General features: G+C 53.0%; 21 protein-coding genes. 19 read left to right on the top strand and 2 right to left on the bottom strand.

The genetic code is table 11. The annotated features are described in order from the left end of the window. Window positions 1-35 precede the first annotated feature (35 nt). The 7 genes from C4F37_RS15665 (at window position 36) to C4F37_RS15635 (ending at window position 5,707) form a co-directional block, all read left to right on the top strand. Entirely contained in the window at window positions 36-260 is a 225-nt protein-coding gene (locus C4F37_RS15665) for a DUF2732 family protein (protein WP_000557703.1), read from the top strand. Next, window positions 260-562 (top strand): DUF5405 family protein, encoded by a 303-nt coding sequence (locus C4F37_RS15660; RefSeq protein WP_001277961.1) that lies wholly within the window; start codon window positions 260-262, stop codon window positions 560-562. The genes C4F37_RS15665 and C4F37_RS15660 overlap by 1 nt, the downstream gene beginning before the upstream one ends. After that, window positions 562-786, top strand: a complete 225-nt coding sequence (locus C4F37_RS15655) for a TraR/DksA C4-type zinc finger protein (protein ID WP_001113264.1) — start codon at window positions 562-564, stop codon at window positions 784-786. Before C4F37_RS15660 ends, C4F37_RS15655 begins: the two co-directional genes overlap by 1 nt. Then, window positions 783-1,058 carry a DUF5405 family protein gene (locus C4F37_RS15650; RefSeq protein ID WP_001774094.1) on the top strand — a complete coding sequence of 92 codons (276 nt, stop codon included), beginning with the start codon at window positions 783-785 and terminating at the stop codon, window positions 1,056-1,058. Before C4F37_RS15655 ends, C4F37_RS15650 begins: the two co-directional genes overlap by 4 nt. Continuing rightward, window positions 1,048-3,324 (top strand): replication endonuclease, encoded by a 2,277-nt coding sequence (locus tag C4F37_RS15645; RefSeq protein ID WP_001774095.1) that lies wholly within the window; start codon window positions 1,048-1,050, stop codon window positions 3,322-3,324. The genes C4F37_RS15650 and C4F37_RS15645 overlap by 11 nt, the downstream gene beginning before the upstream one ends. A gap of 178 nt (window positions 3,325-3,502) precedes the next feature. Beyond that, window positions 3,503-4,054: a 3'-5' exonuclease gene (locus C4F37_RS15640; RefSeq protein WP_001774096.1), complete on the top strand. Its 552-nt coding sequence runs from the start codon at window positions 3,503-3,505 to the stop codon at window positions 4,052-4,054. Window positions 4,055-4,063: 9 nt separating this feature from the next. Further along, window positions 4,064-5,707 (top strand): HIRAN domain-containing protein, encoded by a 1,644-nt coding sequence (locus C4F37_RS15635; RefSeq protein WP_023253881.1) that lies wholly within the window; start codon window positions 4,064-4,066, stop codon window positions 5,705-5,707. Between the two features lie 353 nt (window positions 5,708-6,060). Here the strand turns inward: C4F37_RS15635 and C4F37_RS15630 are convergent, their stop codons facing one another. Then, window positions 6,061-7,095, bottom strand: a complete 1,035-nt coding sequence (locus tag C4F37_RS15630; RefSeq protein ID WP_001774098.1) for a phage portal protein — start codon at window positions 7,093-7,095, stop codon at window positions 6,061-6,063. After that, window positions 7,095-8,867 (bottom strand): terminase ATPase subunit family protein, encoded by a 1,773-nt coding sequence (locus tag C4F37_RS15625; RefSeq protein WP_000156861.1) that lies wholly within the window; start codon window positions 8,865-8,867, stop codon window positions 7,095-7,097. The genes C4F37_RS15630 and C4F37_RS15625 overlap by 1 nt, the downstream gene beginning before the upstream one ends. Before the next feature lie 173 nt (window positions 8,868-9,040). On the opposite strand from C4F37_RS15625, the gene C4F37_RS15620 reads away from it, so the two are divergent. From C4F37_RS15620 to C4F37_RS15565, 12 genes are all read left to right on the top strand, one after another. Beyond that, on the top strand, window positions 9,041-9,895 hold the full coding sequence (locus C4F37_RS15620) for a GPO family capsid scaffolding protein (protein ID WP_001085948.1): 855 nt from the start codon (window positions 9,041-9,043) through the stop codon (window positions 9,893-9,895). A gap of 58 nt (window positions 9,896-9,953) precedes the next feature. After that, entirely contained in the window at window positions 9,954-11,027 is a 1,074-nt protein-coding gene (locus C4F37_RS15615) for a phage major capsid protein, P2 family (protein ID WP_001774099.1), read from the top strand. Window positions 11,028-11,030: 3 nt separating this feature from the next. Beyond that, on the top strand, window positions 11,031-11,774 hold the full coding sequence (locus C4F37_RS15610; protein ID WP_001774100.1) for a phage terminase small subunit: 744 nt from the start codon (window positions 11,031-11,033) through the stop codon (window positions 11,772-11,774). A gap of 99 nt (window positions 11,775-11,873) precedes the next feature. Continuing rightward, a complete protein-coding gene (locus C4F37_RS15605; protein WP_000988633.1) occupies window positions 11,874-12,383 on the top strand; it encodes a head completion/stabilization protein in 510 nt (169 codons plus the stop codon). Continuing rightward, a complete protein-coding gene (locus C4F37_RS15600) occupies window positions 12,383-12,586 on the top strand; it encodes a tail protein X (RefSeq protein WP_000846409.1) in 204 nt (67 codons plus the stop codon). The genes C4F37_RS15605 and C4F37_RS15600 overlap by 1 nt, the downstream gene beginning before the upstream one ends. 3 nt (window positions 12,587-12,589) lie before the next feature. Further along, complete coding sequence (locus C4F37_RS15595; RefSeq protein ID WP_000123124.1) at window positions 12,590-12,871, top strand: phage holin family protein; 282 nt, start codon at window positions 12,590-12,592, stop codon at window positions 12,869-12,871. Continuing rightward, a complete protein-coding gene (locus C4F37_RS15590; RefSeq protein ID WP_001144101.1) occupies window positions 12,871-13,368 on the top strand; it encodes a glycoside hydrolase family 24 protein in 498 nt (165 codons plus the stop codon). The genes C4F37_RS15595 and C4F37_RS15590 overlap by 1 nt, the downstream gene beginning before the upstream one ends. A gap of 14 nt (window positions 13,369-13,382) precedes the next feature. Continuing rightward, window positions 13,383-13,808 carry a DNZ54_00345 family protein gene (locus tag C4F37_RS15585; RefSeq protein WP_000736609.1) on the top strand — a complete coding sequence of 142 codons (426 nt, stop codon included), beginning with the start codon at window positions 13,383-13,385 and terminating at the stop codon, window positions 13,806-13,808. Then, window positions 13,796-14,221 (top strand): Rz-like lysis system protein LysB, encoded by a 426-nt coding sequence (gene lysB / locus C4F37_RS15580; RefSeq protein WP_001774101.1) that lies wholly within the window; start codon window positions 13,796-13,798, stop codon window positions 14,219-14,221. The genes C4F37_RS15585 and lysB overlap by 13 nt, the downstream gene beginning before the upstream one ends. Beyond that, a complete protein-coding gene (gene lysC, locus C4F37_RS27870; protein ID WP_231530567.1) occupies window positions 14,121-14,366 on the top strand; it encodes an Rz1-like lysis system protein LysC in 246 nt (81 codons plus the stop codon). Before lysB ends, lysC begins: the two co-directional genes overlap by 101 nt. Then, a complete protein-coding gene (locus C4F37_RS15570; RefSeq protein ID WP_001774102.1) occupies window positions 14,329-14,796 on the top strand; it encodes a phage tail protein in 468 nt (155 codons plus the stop codon). The genes lysC and C4F37_RS15570 overlap by 38 nt, the downstream gene beginning before the upstream one ends. After that, the gene (locus C4F37_RS15565; RefSeq protein ID WP_001774103.1) at window positions 14,789-15,241 is read left to right on the top strand and encodes a phage virion morphogenesis protein; all 453 of its coding nucleotides are present in this window, start codon (window positions 14,789-14,791) and stop codon (window positions 15,239-15,241) included. Before C4F37_RS15570 ends, C4F37_RS15565 begins: the two co-directional genes overlap by 8 nt. Window positions 15,242-15,282 lie beyond the last annotated feature (41 nt).

Raw genomic sequence — 15,282 nt, 5'->3', positions numbered from 1 at the left:
AATTGTGCGGGGCTTCTTTTTGCCTGGAGAAAGTCATGCATACAGTTTCTGAAAATCAGTGCGGTAAATACGCATTACTGCTGCAACAGGCCAGAACCGAAGCACAGGCCGATGCAGCGACGCGCTTTTCTTCTCATCTTGACGCCATGATTCGCCACATCACAAAGGCGGAGTTATCCCGCGTGGAGATAGTCGAGCTGCTCAGTCAGGAGTCGGAAAAATTTCACAACATCGGATTGTCTCGCGGGGAGGTGCTTTGATGTCCTGTTCTCGTTCAGTTGTTTTACTGAACAATGCCTTAAAAATCGCCGTTATGAAAAATGGCGATTTGTCTCTTATTCAACTTGGTCTTGATAAAGAAAAACGCGAAATAACTGAATCTGTTATCGCGATTTATCAGAGTGAATTAAACCTCCTGTCTGATGTGGTCAATTTACTTGTTAAACGCGCTGTATTTCACAAGCAAATTTCCTCCGTGGATGAACTGACGAAATTAACGACAGAAATCGCCAGCTATTGCGCTGATGAATTTAAAAAACTGAACGACAAAAGGAACTGGTAATGCCGGACAACGTAGATTTTATTCAGGAACAACAGGCTGAATTACTGGAGCGCCAGATTAACGCGGCAAGGGTAAAACATTGCGGTGCTTCTGCGCTGGTTTGCGAAGAGTGTGACGCGCCAATACCTGCTGCCCGTCGTGCGGCTTATCCGTCAGCCACGCGTTGTGTTTCCTGTCAGTCAGTCTTTGAAGCAAAAAACAAACATTACCGGAGAACGGCATGAGTATTCGTATTGAAATTGGCGAACGTTATGTCGTTACCAGTGACAGCTTTCAGTTTGTTCTCCACGAGAAAAAGAGAGCGGAAAGCGGTAAAAACGCCGGTCAGGAATGGCTGTCGGTGGTTGGTTATTACCCGAAATTAAGCCAGCTCGTTTCCGGCCTGATGCATCACGATATTCTGACCGGAAGCGCAAAGTCTTTTGCTGATTTAAACGCGCAGGTTGAGCAACTCAGCAAGCGTTGTTCAGAGGCTTTTGGCTCATATGGCCGTTAAAGCCTCCGGGCGTTTTGTCCCTCCGTCAGCATTTGCCGCAGGCACCGGTAAGGCGTTTACCGGTGCTTATGCATGGAACGCGCCACGCGAGGCTGTCGGGCGCGAAAGACCCCTTACACGTGACGAGATGCGTCAGGTGCAAGGTGTTTTATCCACGATTAACCGCCTGCCTTACTTTTTGCGTTCGCTGTTTACTTCACGCTATGACTACATCCGGCGCAATAAAAGCCCGGTGCACGGGTTTTATTTCCTCACATCCACTTTTCAGCGTCGTTTATGGCCGCGCATTGAGCGCGTGAATCAGCGCCATGAAATGAACACCGACGCGTCGTTGCTGTTTCTGGCAGAGCGCGACCAGTATGCGCGCCTGCCGGGGATGAATGACAAGGAGCTGAAAAAGTTTGCCGCCCGAATCTCATCGCAGCTTTTCATGATGTATGAGGAACTCTGCGATGCCTGGGTGGATGCGCATGGCGAAAAAGAATCGCTGTTTACGGATGAGGCGCAGGCTCACCTGTATGGTCATGTTGCTGGCGCTGCACGTGCTTTCAATATTTCCCCGCTCTACTGGAAAAAATACCGTAAAGGACAGATGACCACGAGGCAGGCATATTCTGCCATTGCCCGTCTGTTTAACGATGAGTGGTGGACTCATCAGCTTAAAGGCCAGCGTATGCGCTGGCATGAGGCGTTACTGATTGCTGTCGGGGAGGTCAATAAAGACCGTTCTCCTTATGCCAGTAAACATGCCATTCGTGATGTGCGTGCGCGCCGCCAGGCAAATCTGGAATTTCTTAAATCGTGTGACCTTGAAAACAGGGAAACCGGCGAGCGCATCGACCTTATCAGTAAGGTGATGGGCAGTATTTCTAATCCTGAAATTCGCCGGATGGAGCTGATGAACACCATCGCCGGAATTGAGCGTTACGCCGCCGCAGAGGGTGATGTGGGGATGTTTATCACGATGACCGCGCCGTCAAAGTATCATCCGACACGTCAGGTCGGAAAAGGCGAAAGTAAAACCGTCCAGCTTAATCACGGCTGGAATGATGAGGCATTTAATCCAAAGGATGCGCAGCGTTATCTCTGCCGTATCTGGAGCCTGATGCGTACGGCATTCAAGGATAATGATTTACAGGTCTACGGTTTGCGTGTCGTCGAGCCACACCACGACGGAACGCCGCACTGGCATATGATGCTTTTTTGTAATCCACGCCAGCGTAACCAGATTATCGAAATCATGCGTCGCTATGCGCTCAAAGAGGATGGTGACGAAAGAGGAGCCGCGCGAAACCGTTTTCAGGCAAAGCATCTTAACCGGGGCGGTGCTGCGGGATATATCGCGAAATACATTTCAAAAAATATCGACGGCTATGCACTGGATGGTCAGCTCGATAACGATACCGGTAAGCCGCTTAAAGATACTGCCGCGGCTGTTACCGCATGGGCGTCAACGTGGCGCATCCCGCAATTTAAAACGGTTGGACTGCCGACAATGGGGGCTTACCGTGAACTACGTAAATTGCCTCGCGGCGTCAGTATTGCTGATGAGTTTGACGAACGCGTGGAGGCTGCACGCGCTGCCGCAGACAGTGGCGATTTTGCGCTGTATATCAGCGCGCAGGGCGGGGCAAATGTCCCGCGCGATTGTCAGACTGTCAGGGTCGCCCGTAGTCCGTCGGATGACGTTAACGAGTACGAGGAAGAAGTCGAGAGAGTGGTCGGCATTTACGCGCCGCATCTCGGCGCGCGTCATATTCATATCACCAGAACGACGGACTGGCGCATTGTGCCGAAAGTTCCGGTCGTTGAGCCTTTGACTTTAAAAAGCGGCATCGCCGCGCCTCGGAGTCCTGTCAATAACTGTGGAAAGCTCACCGGTGGTGATACTTCGTTACTGGCTCCCACACCTTCTGAGCACGCCGCAGCAGTGCTTAATCTGGTTGATGACGGTGTTATCGAATGGAATGACCCGGAGGTCGTGAGGGCGCTCAGAGGTGCATTAAAATACGGCCTGAGAAGACCAAACCGTCAGCAAAGAAACGGAAGCCCGTTAAAACCGCATGAAATTGCACCATCGGCCAGACTGACCCGGTCTGAACGATTGCAAATCACCCGTATCCGCGTTGACCTTGCTCAGAACGGTATCAGGCCTCAGAGATGGGAGCTTGAGGCGCTGGCTCGTGGGGCAGAAGTTATTTATGACATGAAAAAATTTGTTTATCCGCCTTGTTGTGATTGGCCGGGTTTTAATGATTTCCCTTGATTTGTTTTTCAAATGTAGTACTGTGTATGTATACAGTATTATGGATCAATTGACTTGTAAGGGGTTGCAAAAGCTGAAGTTTTGGAATTCGAATGTTTTAGTATAGAATGTGACAAATACTTGATTCGTTATTTCAATAGGTTACGTTTCCCTGAGCTATGTCTGGGGTGGAGGTTAAATGAATAATTTAATGCTCGATATAGAAACATTAGGTGTGTCAATGGATGCTCCTTTGATTTCAATCGGCGCTGTGTTCTTTGAGCCTCTGACTGGCAAGTGTGGGGATGAGTTTTATAGAGTTATAACCCTATCATCTGCATTGGAAAATAGTTTTGTAGACCCAAAAACTTTACAGTGGTGGATGATACAAAGCGATTCTGCAAGGGCGGTTTTTAATGACCCGTCTGCTGTTGACTTACATGAAGCCTTACAAGAATTTTCTCTATTTGTACGAAGTCGTAGTAACGATGACGTACAAGTTTGGGGGAATGGGGCAAGCTTTGATAACGCTATATTGGCAGCGGTTTACCGTAAACATGCGCAAAATATCCCATGGCGTTTTCGAAATGATCGAGACGTGCGTACCATCGTTGAACTAGCTAAAAGCCTTAAGAATATTGATGTAAGGGCAAATTTTTCCATTAATGTTACTGATGCGCATCATGCGCTTCGAGATGCAAAGTTTCAGGTAGCTTATGTTAGTGCTGCTTTCCGTGCATTAGCTGGGTAACCGTAAGATATGGATATCAATTTAATAGATGTAACTAGTTGGCGTAAAGATGATGAGCATGGCATTTTTCCTCGAGGAGCGAGGGATAAAAAAATGCTTTGGTCACCGAATGATGCTCCTGAGGGGATAAAACCGGAATGGCCTTATCTTTTTAAACTCTCAAGAGATGCTTATCCCGATCAGTACTGGATGGAAACCGTTGCTTATATAGTTGGAGATGTTATGGGCGTTCCTGTTCCTAAAGCATTGCCAGCGCGAAGAATGATGGAGAACGGTGAATACGAATATGGAGCTTTGCTTGAGTGGTTTTACGATCAAAGTAGCCAGTTATTTGTTCATGCGTCTGATTTTTTTCATGTGTTGATATCGGATTTTGATGACTCTTCCGGAAGACACCATAACCTTGTTGATCTACGCTTAATTTGTAGGGCTTTTAGTATCCGCGGCCTGATCTCTCCAGACTGGATCCAATGGCTTTACGATATGCTGCTTTTTGATGCGCTCATCGGTAATAGTGATAGACACCAAGAGAATTGGGGTTTTGTTTTTGTACCTGAATCTGCACCAGGCATAACGCCACCTAAAGTGAAGGGATATCTCGCACCATATTTCGATAATGGTACTAGTTTGGGGCATGAAAGGTATGTAGAGAGGATCAGAGGATGGAACCATCAAAATGTAGATGAATACATACAGCGTGGTTGTCATCATTTGCGGAAGAATCGGGCAGACACGCATGAACGATTAGGTCATATTTCTTCTATACAGGATTTGGCTCTTGATGAGCAGTCAAAAGCGTACTTGGCCCGGAGACTTGAATTTGATTTTCAGGAACTGGTCGACAAGATAGATTCACTTTGCGAAATTAGCTCCGATGTGCCGTTCACTAGGGAACGAGCGGATTGGACGATTCGTTTATTGAGGCGTAGATACCTAAGGTTATCACTGATTCTAAATATGCGTACTATAAACAGAATAATGGAGCCTACTCGGTTGCTTCTTACATGGCAGCCACCCACAGGCGGTACTCGTTATGTTGTTGGTCAGATTGATCGTCAGCAAGGGGATAACTACGTCTTCACATACCATTTTCAGTCAGAAGATTATGCTAAAGCCCAAGAGAAAGGGTTTGCAGGACATCCCGCATTTAGTCTGAAAAGTGAAGAACATACGAACAACGTGCTTGACCCGTTTGTTCGGCGTTTACCACCACGGAAAAGAAAAGACTTTGCTGAGTATCTGGCTCAACATTTGCTCCCCCATCCATTTGAAGGCTCTGATTTTGCGCTGTTAGGATATACAGGAGCAAAATCACCTGGCGATGGTTTTTGTTTGGTGCCAGATCCAGAAATTCTTAATAGTGAAGGTGAGCTTCTTTTTGAAGTGGCAGGAACTCGTTATCAGGAAGGGCTTGATTTGTCGAAAGTAATGGTCGGTGATTTGGTCAAGCTTGTTCCTGAAGAGGATAACCCGGTTGATCCACATGCTATAGCTGTTGTTCATGAGAGCGGGAAACTTGGTTATATAAACAAAGTGTTATGTAAAAAACTCAAGCAAAAAATAGCAAAACACAAAATATCTGCTTTTGTTGCAAAGAAGAATGGGACGCCAGAACGTCCATTAGTGTACCTTTTAGTTGAATGTAGATCTTAATCCAATGGGATAACATAAACCGCCTCTTTGAAGGCGGTTTTTTTTGCGCTTGATTGCATGATTTTGCACGTCAATAAGTTCGTATTGACATATCCATAATGTCTGTTCTGGCGCGGATTCAGCTAATGCGGGCAACTGCATTAAAATCGTCCCACGAAGCGGGCGGGCGAGGCGGGGAAAGCACTGCGCGCTGGCGGTGGTGCTGATTTTATTTTTTCAGCGTCTGAGCGCGTCGTGACGGCGTTTAGATTGTTCGCCGGGGCGTTGGTGTGTCTGCGGGATGTTTTGTGCGGTGATGAGCGTGTGAGGGCGTGATGGCGGGGTGTAAAAAAGCCGCCCGCAGGCGGCGATGTTCAGCCGTTGTCAGTGTCCAGTGAGTAGTTTTTAAAGCGGATGACCTCCTGACCGAGCCAGCCGTTTATTTCCCGAATCCTGTCCTGTAACGGGATAAGCTCATTGCGGACAAAGACCTTTGCCACTTTCTCAATATCACCCAGCGACCCGACGTTCTCCGGCTTGCCGCCCATCAACTGAAAGGGGATGCGGTGCGCGTCCAGCAGGTCAGCGGCGCTGGATTTTTTGATATTAAAAAAATCGTCCTTCGTTGCCACTTCACTGAGGGGGATAATTTTAATGCCGTCGGCTTTCCCCTGAGGGGCATAGAGAAACAGATTTTTAAAGTTATTGCGGCCTTTCGACTTAACCATGTTTTCGCGAAGCATTTCGATATCGTTGCGATCCTGCACGGCATCGGTGACGTACATGATGTATCCGGCATGTGCGCCGTTTTCGTAATACTTGCGGCGGAACAGCGTGGCCGATTCATTCAGCCAGGCAGAGTTAAGGGCGCTGAGATATTCCGGCAGGCCGTACAGCTCCTGATTAATATCCGGCTCCAGCAGGTGAAACACGGAGCCGGGCGCGAAGGCTGTCGGCTCGTTGAAGGACGGCACCCACCAGTAAACATCCTCCTCCACGCCACGACGGGTATATTTGGCCGGTGAGGTTTCCAGTCTGATGACCTTACCGGTGGTGCTGTAACGCTTTTCCAGAAACGCATTACCGAACACCAGAAAATCCAGCACAAAACGGCTGAAATCCTGCTGGGAAAGCCACGGGTGCGGGATAAATGTCGAGGCCAGAATATTGCGTTTGACGTAAATTGGCGAGCTGTGATGTACGGCAGCACGCAGGCTTTTTGCCAGACCGGTAAAGCTGACCGGTGGCTCATACCATCTGCCGTTACTGATGCACTCGACGTAATCCAGAATGTCACGGCGGTCGAGTACCGGCACCGGCTCACCAAAGGTGAATGCCTCCATTTTCGGGGCGCTGGCGGTCATTGTTTTTGCCGCTGGTCGCGGTGTTTTCCCTTTTTTCTTGCTCATCAGTAAAACTCCAGAATGGTGGATGTCAGCGGGGTGCTGATACCGGCGGTGAGTGGCTCATTTAACAGGGCGTGCATGGTCGCCCAGGCGAGGTCGGCGTGGCTGGCTTCCTCGCTGCGGCTGGCCTCATAGGTGGCGCTGCGTCCGCTGCTGGTCATGGTCTTGCGGATAGCCATAAACGAGCTGGTGATGTCGGTGGCGCTGACGTCATATTCCAGACAGCCACGGCGGATAACGTCTTTTGCCTTGAGCACCATTGCGGTTTTCATTTCCGGCGTGTAGCGGATATCGCGCGCGGCGGGATAGAACGAGCGCACGAGCTGGAACACGCCGACACCGAGGCCGGTGGCATCAATCCCGATGTATTCAACGTTATATTTTTCGGTGAGTTTGCGGATGGATTCCGCCTGGGTGGCAAAGTCCATGCCTTTCCACTGGTGACGCTCAAGTATTCTGAATTTGCCACCGGCCACCACCGGCGGTGCCAGCACCACGCATCCGGCGCTGTCGCCACGGTGTGACGGGTCGTAACCAATCCATACCGGGCGGGAGCCGAACGGATTGGCGGCAAACGGCGCATAGTCTTCCCATTCTTCCAGCGTGTCGACCATGCAGCGTTGCAGCTCCTCGAACGGGAACACCGACGCCTTGTCGTCAACAAATTCACACATGAACAGGTTTTTAAAATCGTCGGCGCTGTTTTCACGTTTGAGCTGCTCAATGTCGAACAGCGTGCAGCCACCTTTCAGGGCGTCCTCAATGGTGACAATCTGCCGCCACTGGCCGTCCGCACAGAGAAGCCCACCGGCAAGGGCGTTATGACTGACGTCGATTTCCACGCGTTCGGCGGCGCTGGCGCGTCCCCGGTTGAACAGTTCACCCGACCAGAACGGGTAGGCGTCGTGCGCCAGCGTGGACGGGGTGGAGAAATAGGTCGAGCGCAGGTGACTCTGTGAGGCCATACCTGATGCCACCTTACGCAGTACCTGAAAATTCGGGATCCAGAAAATCTCATCGACGTACAGGTCGCCGTTATGGCTCTGTGCGGTGTTGGAGTTGGTGCCGAGAAAAATCAGTTTTGCGCCGTTATTGCCCAGGACAATCGGGTCACCGGTCAGGTCAACGTCAACCAGCCGGGCAAAGGCGATGATGTATTCACGGAACACATACGCCTGCGTTTTACTGGCCGACAGAAAAATCTGGTTATGACCGGTTTTCAGGGCGCGCAGCAGCGCCTCGCGGGAAAAATAAAACGTCGCGCCAATCTGGCGGGATTTCAGGATATCGCGGATGCGGTGCTCAAGCCCGGCGCGATACCAGTGCAACTGATAGTCGAAAGACTGCTCAAAGAAAATCTGCTCCAGCTTTTCGATGGCCTCGTCACTGAAAAAATTCTTTTTCGGTTTGCGACGCCCGCCTTTGTTGCGGTTAGCGACGTTCGGATTAAGGTCTGCCTCGTTGCCGGTCTGACTGTAACGGTTTACCCGTGCCAGTCGTTCAATCTGGCGTCCCAGCAGGTCAATTTCCTTGAAGTCACCGCCGGTTTTCTGCGGTTTGATGATGAGCTGGGTCAGCCGCGCTTCCAGACTCATTTCGACACGGCTGATGGGGGCAACGCTGTCCCAGCCGTCGCGCTGTTTCCAGCTCTGCACCGTCGGGCGTTTCATCTGCAACATGGCGGCAATCTGCGGCACGGAAAACCCCTGCCAGTACAGCAGCGCCGCCTGACGACGCGGGTCGTGTAAAAGAGTGGTGTCTGTGGTGATGGTCATGAATACCTCGCCGTGATGAATACACGGCAAGGCTACTGAGTCGCGCCCCGCGATTCGCTAAGGTGCTGTTGTGTCAGTGATAAGCCATCCGGGACTGATGGCGGAGGATGCGCATCGTCGGGAAACTGATGCCGACATGTGACTCCTCTAATCACTATTCAGGACTCCTGACAATGGCAAAAAAAGTCTCAAAATTCTTTCGTATCGGCGTTGAGGGTGACACCTGTGACGGGCGTGTCATCAGTGCGCAGGATATTCAGGAAATGGCCGAAACCTTTGACCCGCGTGTCTATGGTTGCCGCATTAACCTGGAACATCTGCGCGGCATCCTGCCTGACGGTATTTTTAAACGTTATGGCGATGTGGCCGAACTGAAGGCCGAAAAGATTGACGACGATTCGGCGCTGAAAGGCAAATGGGCGCTGTTTGCGAAAATCACCCCGACCGATGACCTTATCGCGATGAACAAGGCCGCGCAGAAGGTCTATACCTCAATGGAAATTCAGCCGAACTTTGCCAACACCGGCAAGTGTTATCTGGTGGGGCTGGCCGTCACCGATGACCCGGCAAGCCTCGGCACGGAATACCTGGAATTCTGCCGCACGGCAAAACACAACCCCCTGAACCGCTTCAAATTAAGCCCTGAAAACCTGATTTCAGTGGCAACGCCCGTTGAGCTGGAATTTGAAGACCTGCCTGAAACCGTGTTCACCGCCCTGACCGAAAAGGTGAAGTCCATTTTTGGCCGCAAACAGGCCAGCGATGACGCCCGTCTGAATGACGTGCATGAAGCGGTGACCGCTGTTGCTGAACATGTGCAGGAAAAACTGAGCGCCACTGAGCAGCGCCTCGCTGAGATGGAAACCGCTTTTTCCGCACTTAAGCAGGATGTGACTGACAGGGCGGATGAAACCAGCCAGGCATTCACCCGCCTGAAAAACAGTCTCGACCACACCGAAAGTCTGACCCAGCAGCGCCGCAGCAAGGCCACCGGTGGTGGCGGTGACGCCCTGATGACGAACTGCTGACCGGCGTCAGTCAGTCCGGGAAAACCTTCACGATTAACCCTTAATTTCAGGAAAAACTATGCGCCAGGAAACCCGCTTTAAATTTAATGCCTACCTGTCCCGTGTTGCCGAACTGAACGGCATCGACGCCGGTGATGTGTCGAAAAAATTCACCGTTGAACCGTCGGTCACCCAGACCCTGATGAACACCATGCAGGAGTCCTCTGACTTTCTGACCCGCATCAACATTGTGCCGGTCAGTGAAATGAAAGGGGAAAAAATTGGCATCGGTGTCACCGGCTCCATCGCCAGCACCACCGACACCGCCGGTGGCACCGAGCGTCAGCCGAAGGACTTCTCGAAGCTGGCGTCAAACAAGTACGAATGCGACCAGATTAACTTCGATTTTTATATCCGCTACAAAACGCTGGACCTGTGGGCGCGTTATCAGGATTTCCAGCTCCGTATCCGTAACGCCATTATCAAACGCCAGTCCCTTGATTTCATCATGGCCGGTTTTAACGGCGTGAAGCGTGCAGAAACCTCTGACCGCAACAGTAATCCGATGTTGCAGGATGTGGCGGTCGGCTGGCTGCAGAAATACCGCAATGAAGCCCCGGCGCGTGTGATGAGCAAGGTCACTGACGAGGAAGGGCACACCACCTCTGAGGTCATCCGCGTGGGTAAGGGCGGTGATTATGCCAGCCTCGATGCACTGGTGATGGATGCGACTAACAACCTGATTGAGCCGTGGTATCAGGAAGACCCTGACCTTGTGGTGATTGTGGGGCGTCAGCTGCTGGCGGACAAATATTTCCCCATCGTCAACAAGGAGCAGGACAACAGCGAAATGCTGGCCGCTGACGTCATCATCAGCCAGAAACGCATCGGTAACCTGCCGGCGGTACGCGTCCCGTACTTCCCGGCGGATGCGATGCTCATCACGAAGCTGGAAAACCTGTCCATCTACTACATGGATGACAGCCATCGCCGCGTGATTGAGGAAAACCCGAAACTCGACCGCGTGGAGAACTACGAGTCAATGAATATTGATTACGTGGTGGAAGACTACGCCGCCGGTTGCCTGGTGGAAAAAATTAAGGTCGGTGATTTCTCCACACCGGCCAAGGCGACCGCAGAGCCGGGAGCGTAACTGATGACGAGTCCCGCACAGCGCCACATGATGCGGGTTTCGGCAGCGATGACCGCGCAGCGGGAAGCCGCCCCGCTGCGACATGCAACTGTCTATGAGCAGATGCTGGTCAAGCTGGCCGCAGACCAGCGCACACTGAAAGCGATTTACTCAAAAGAGCTGAAGGCCGCGAAAAAACGCGAACTGCTGCCGTTCTGGTTGCCGTGGGTGAACGGCGTGCTGGAGCAGGGCAAAGGCGCACAGGATGACATTCTGATGACGGTCATGCTGTGGCGTCTGGATACCGACGATATTGCCGGTGCGCTGGAGATTGCCCGTTATGCCCTGAAATACGGTCTGACCATGCCGGGTAAACACCGCCGCACCCCGCCGTATATGTTCACCGAGGAGGTCGCGCTCGCGGCCATGCGCGCCCACGCGGCCGGTGAGTCTGTGGATACCCGCCTGCTGACGGAGACCCTTGAACTGACTGCCGCTGCTGACATGCCTGATGAAGTGCGCGCAAAGCTGCACAAAATCACCGGTCTGTTTCTGCGTGACGGTGGTGATGCCGCCGGTGCGCTGGCTCACCTGCAACGTGCGACACAGCTCGACTGTCAGGCAGGCGTCAAAAAAGAGATTGAGCGACTGGAGCGGGAGCTGAAACCTAAGCCGGAGCCGCAACCCAAAGCGGCCACCCGTGCCACGCGTAAGACCCGGAGCGTGACACCGGCAAAACGTGGACGCCCGAAAAAGAAAGCCAGTTAACAACCGAATGCGCCCCGCGCCAGGGCGGCACGCCGGTCAGTGAGGGTGAATCACCTGACACTGCACCGGCGTCCACCGCCCGACTTTTCAGAGGTAGTCATGATGACGCTGATTATTCCGCGAAAGGAGGCTCCCGTGTCCGGTGAGGGTACGGTGGTCATCCCGCAACCGGCAGGCGACGAGCCGGTGATTAAAAACACGTTCTTTTTTCCCGATATCGACCCGAAGCGCGTCCGGGAACGTATGCGCCTTGAGCAGACCGTCGCCCCCGCCCGTCTGCGTGAGGCCATCAAGTCAGGCATGGCGGAAACAAATGCGGAGCTGTACGAGTACCGCGAACAGAAAATTGCCGCCGGTTTTACGCGTCTGGCGGACGTTCCGGCGGACGATATCGACGGTGAAAGTATCAAAGTTTTTTACTACGAGCGCGCCGTGTGTGCGATGGCGACCGCGTCGCTTTATGAGCGTTACCGCGGCGTGGATGCCAGTGCGAAAGGAGACAAGAAGGCCGACAGCATTGACAGCACCATTGATGAGCTGTGGCGGGATATGCGCTGGGCAGTGGCGCGCATCCAGGACAAGCCGCGCTGCATCGTGAGTCAAATCTGATGAAGACCTTTGCGCTACAGGGCGACACGCTCGACGCCATTTGTGTCCGGTATTACGGGCGCACTGAGGGCGTGGTTGAGACCGTGCTCGCCGCAAATCCGGGACTGGCTGAACTGGGTGCGGTGCTGCCGCACGGCACCGCCGTCGAACTGCCCGACGTTCAGACCGCGCCCGTGGCTGAAACTGTCAATCTGTGGGAGTAACGCATGACAGCAGAAGAAAAAAGCGTCCTGTCGCTTTTCATGATTGGGGTGTTGATTGTTGTCGGCAAGGTGCTTGCCGGTGGTGAACCCATCACCCCGCGTCTGTTTATCGGGCGCATGTTGCTCGGTGGTTTTGTCTCGATGGTTGCCGGTGTTGTTCTGGTGCAGTTTCCTGACCTGTCACTGCCTGCGGTGTGCGGCATCGGCTCCATGCTGGGTATCGCCGGTTATCAGGTGATTGAGATTGCCATTCAGCGCCGCTTTAAGGGCAGGGGGAAACAGTAATGCCGGTAATTAACACGCATCAGAATATCGCCGCCTTTCTCGACATGCTGGCCGTGTCCGAAGGGACGGCGAATCATCCGCTGACGAAAAACCGGGGCTATGACGTGATAGTCACCGGACTGGACGGAAAGCCGGAAATTTTCACCGACTACAGTGACCACCCGTTCGCGCATGGCCGACCGGCGAAGGTGTTTAACCGTCGCGGTGAAAAATCCACGGCCTCCGGTCGCTATCAGCAGCTTTACCTGTTCTGGCCGCATTACCGCAAACAGCTTGCCCTGCCGGATTTCAGTCCGTTGTCACAGGACAGACTTGCCATTCAGTTGATCCGCGAACGCGGTGCACTGGATGACATCCGGGCGGGACGCATTGAGCGCGCCATTTCACGCTGTCGCAATATCTGGGCGTCCCTGCCGGGTGCCGGTTACGGTCAGCGTGAGCATTCACTGGAAAAACTGGTCACCGTCTGGCGTACCGCTGGCGGCGTACCGGCTTAAACGGAGTAAACACCATGAAGAAATTATCCCTTTCACTGATGCTGAACGTGTCGCTGGCGCTGATGCTGGCACTGTCCCTGATTTACCCGCAGAGCGTGGCCGTCAGTTTTGTCGCCACCTGGGCGATTCTGGCGACGGTTATCTGTGTGGTTGCCGGTGGTGTCGGTGTGTATGCCACGGAGTATGTACTGGAACGCTACGGGCGGGAGCTGCCACCGGAATCGCTGGCCGTGAAGATTGTCACGTCGCTGTTTTTGCAGCCGGTGCCGTGGCGCAGACGGGCGGCGGCTCTGGTGGTGATGGTGGCGACGTTTATCTCGCTGGTCGCTGCCGGGTGGATTTTTACCGCGCTGATTTATCTCGTGGCGTCGCTGTTCTTCCGGCTGATACGTACGGCCTGCCGTCAGCGTTTTGAGGGGCGGGAACCATGTCAAAGCTGATGATTGTGCTGGTCGTGTTGTTATCGCTGGCGGTGGCGGGTCTGTTTCTGGCGAAGCATAAAAACGCCAGCCTGCGCACCTCACTGGACAGGGCAAACAACGTAGCCAGCGAGCAGCAGGCGACCATCACCATGCTGAAAAATCAGCTTCATGTTGCGCTCACCAGGGCAGACAAAAACGAGCTGGCGCAGGTGGCACTGCGTCAGGAACTGGAAAACGCCGCGAAGCGTGAAGCTCAGCGCGAGAAAACCATCACGAGATTACTCAATGAAAACGAAGATTTCCGCCGCTGGTACGGCGCTGACCTGCCTGATGCTGTGCGCCGGTTGCACCAGCGCCCGGCCTGCGCAGACGCCAGTGATTGTCCACAACGCCTGCCCGAAAGTGAGCCTTTGCCCGATGCCGGGCAGTGACCCGCAGACGAACGGCGATTTAAGTGCCGATATCCGGCAGCTTGAGAACGCGCTGGCACGCTGTGCCAGCCAGGTAAAAATGATTAAACACTGTCAGGATGAAAACGATGCTCAAACCCGACAGCCTGCGCAGGGCGCTGACTGATGCCGTCACGGTGCTGAAAACCAGTCCCGAGATGCTGCGGATATTCGTGGATAACGGGAGTATTGCCTCCACGCTGGCGACGTCGCTGTCATTCGAAAAACGTTACACGCTCAATGTCATTGTGACCGACTTTACCGGTGATTTTGACCTGCTCATCGTGCCGGTGCTGGCGTGGCTGCGGGAAAATCAGCCCGACATCATGACCACCGACGAAGGCCAGAAAAAGGGCTTCACGTTTTATGCAGACATCAACAATGACAGCAGCTTTGATATCAGTATCAGCCTGATGCTGACCGAGCGCACGCTGGTCAGTGAGGTGGACGGCGCACTGCATGTGAAGAATATCCCGGAACCCCCGCCGCCGGAGCCGGTCAACCGCCCGATGGAGCTTTATATCAATGGCGAACTGGTGAGCAAGTGGGATGAATGAGTTTAAGCGTTTTGAAGACCGGCTGACCGGACTGACTGAATCGCTGTCACCGTCAGGGCGTCGGCGACTGAGTGCCGAACTGGCGAAGCGCCTGCGGCAGAGTCAGCAGCGTCGGGTGATGGCACAGAAAGCCCCGGACGGCACACCCTACGTGCCACGCCAGCAGCAGAGCGCCAGAAAAAAGACCGGTCGTGTTAAGCGAAAAATGTTTGCGAAACTTATCACCAGTCGTTTTTTGCATATCCGCGCCAGCCCGGAGCAGGCATCAATGGAGTTTTACGGCGGGAAGTCACCGAAAATCGCCAGTGTGCATCAGTTCGGTCTGTCGGAAGAAAACCGGAAAGACGGTAAGAAAATTGATTATCCGGCGCGCCCTCTGCTCGGCTTCACCGGTGAGGATGTACAGATGATTGAAGAGATTATCCTGGCTCACCTCGACCGTTAGTTGTGCCATTCCCGACACCTCATCGTCACATTGCCGCCGGT

Origin of the sequence: Escherichia sp. R1, from assembly GCF_003000935.1 — a bacterium.
Taxonomy (GTDB): Bacteria; Pseudomonadota; Gammaproteobacteria; order Enterobacterales; family Enterobacteriaceae; genus Escherichia; species Escherichia coli.
The sequence above is the reverse complement of the archived record's forward strand: the minus strand, read 5'-3'. Positions and strand labels throughout refer to the sequence as shown.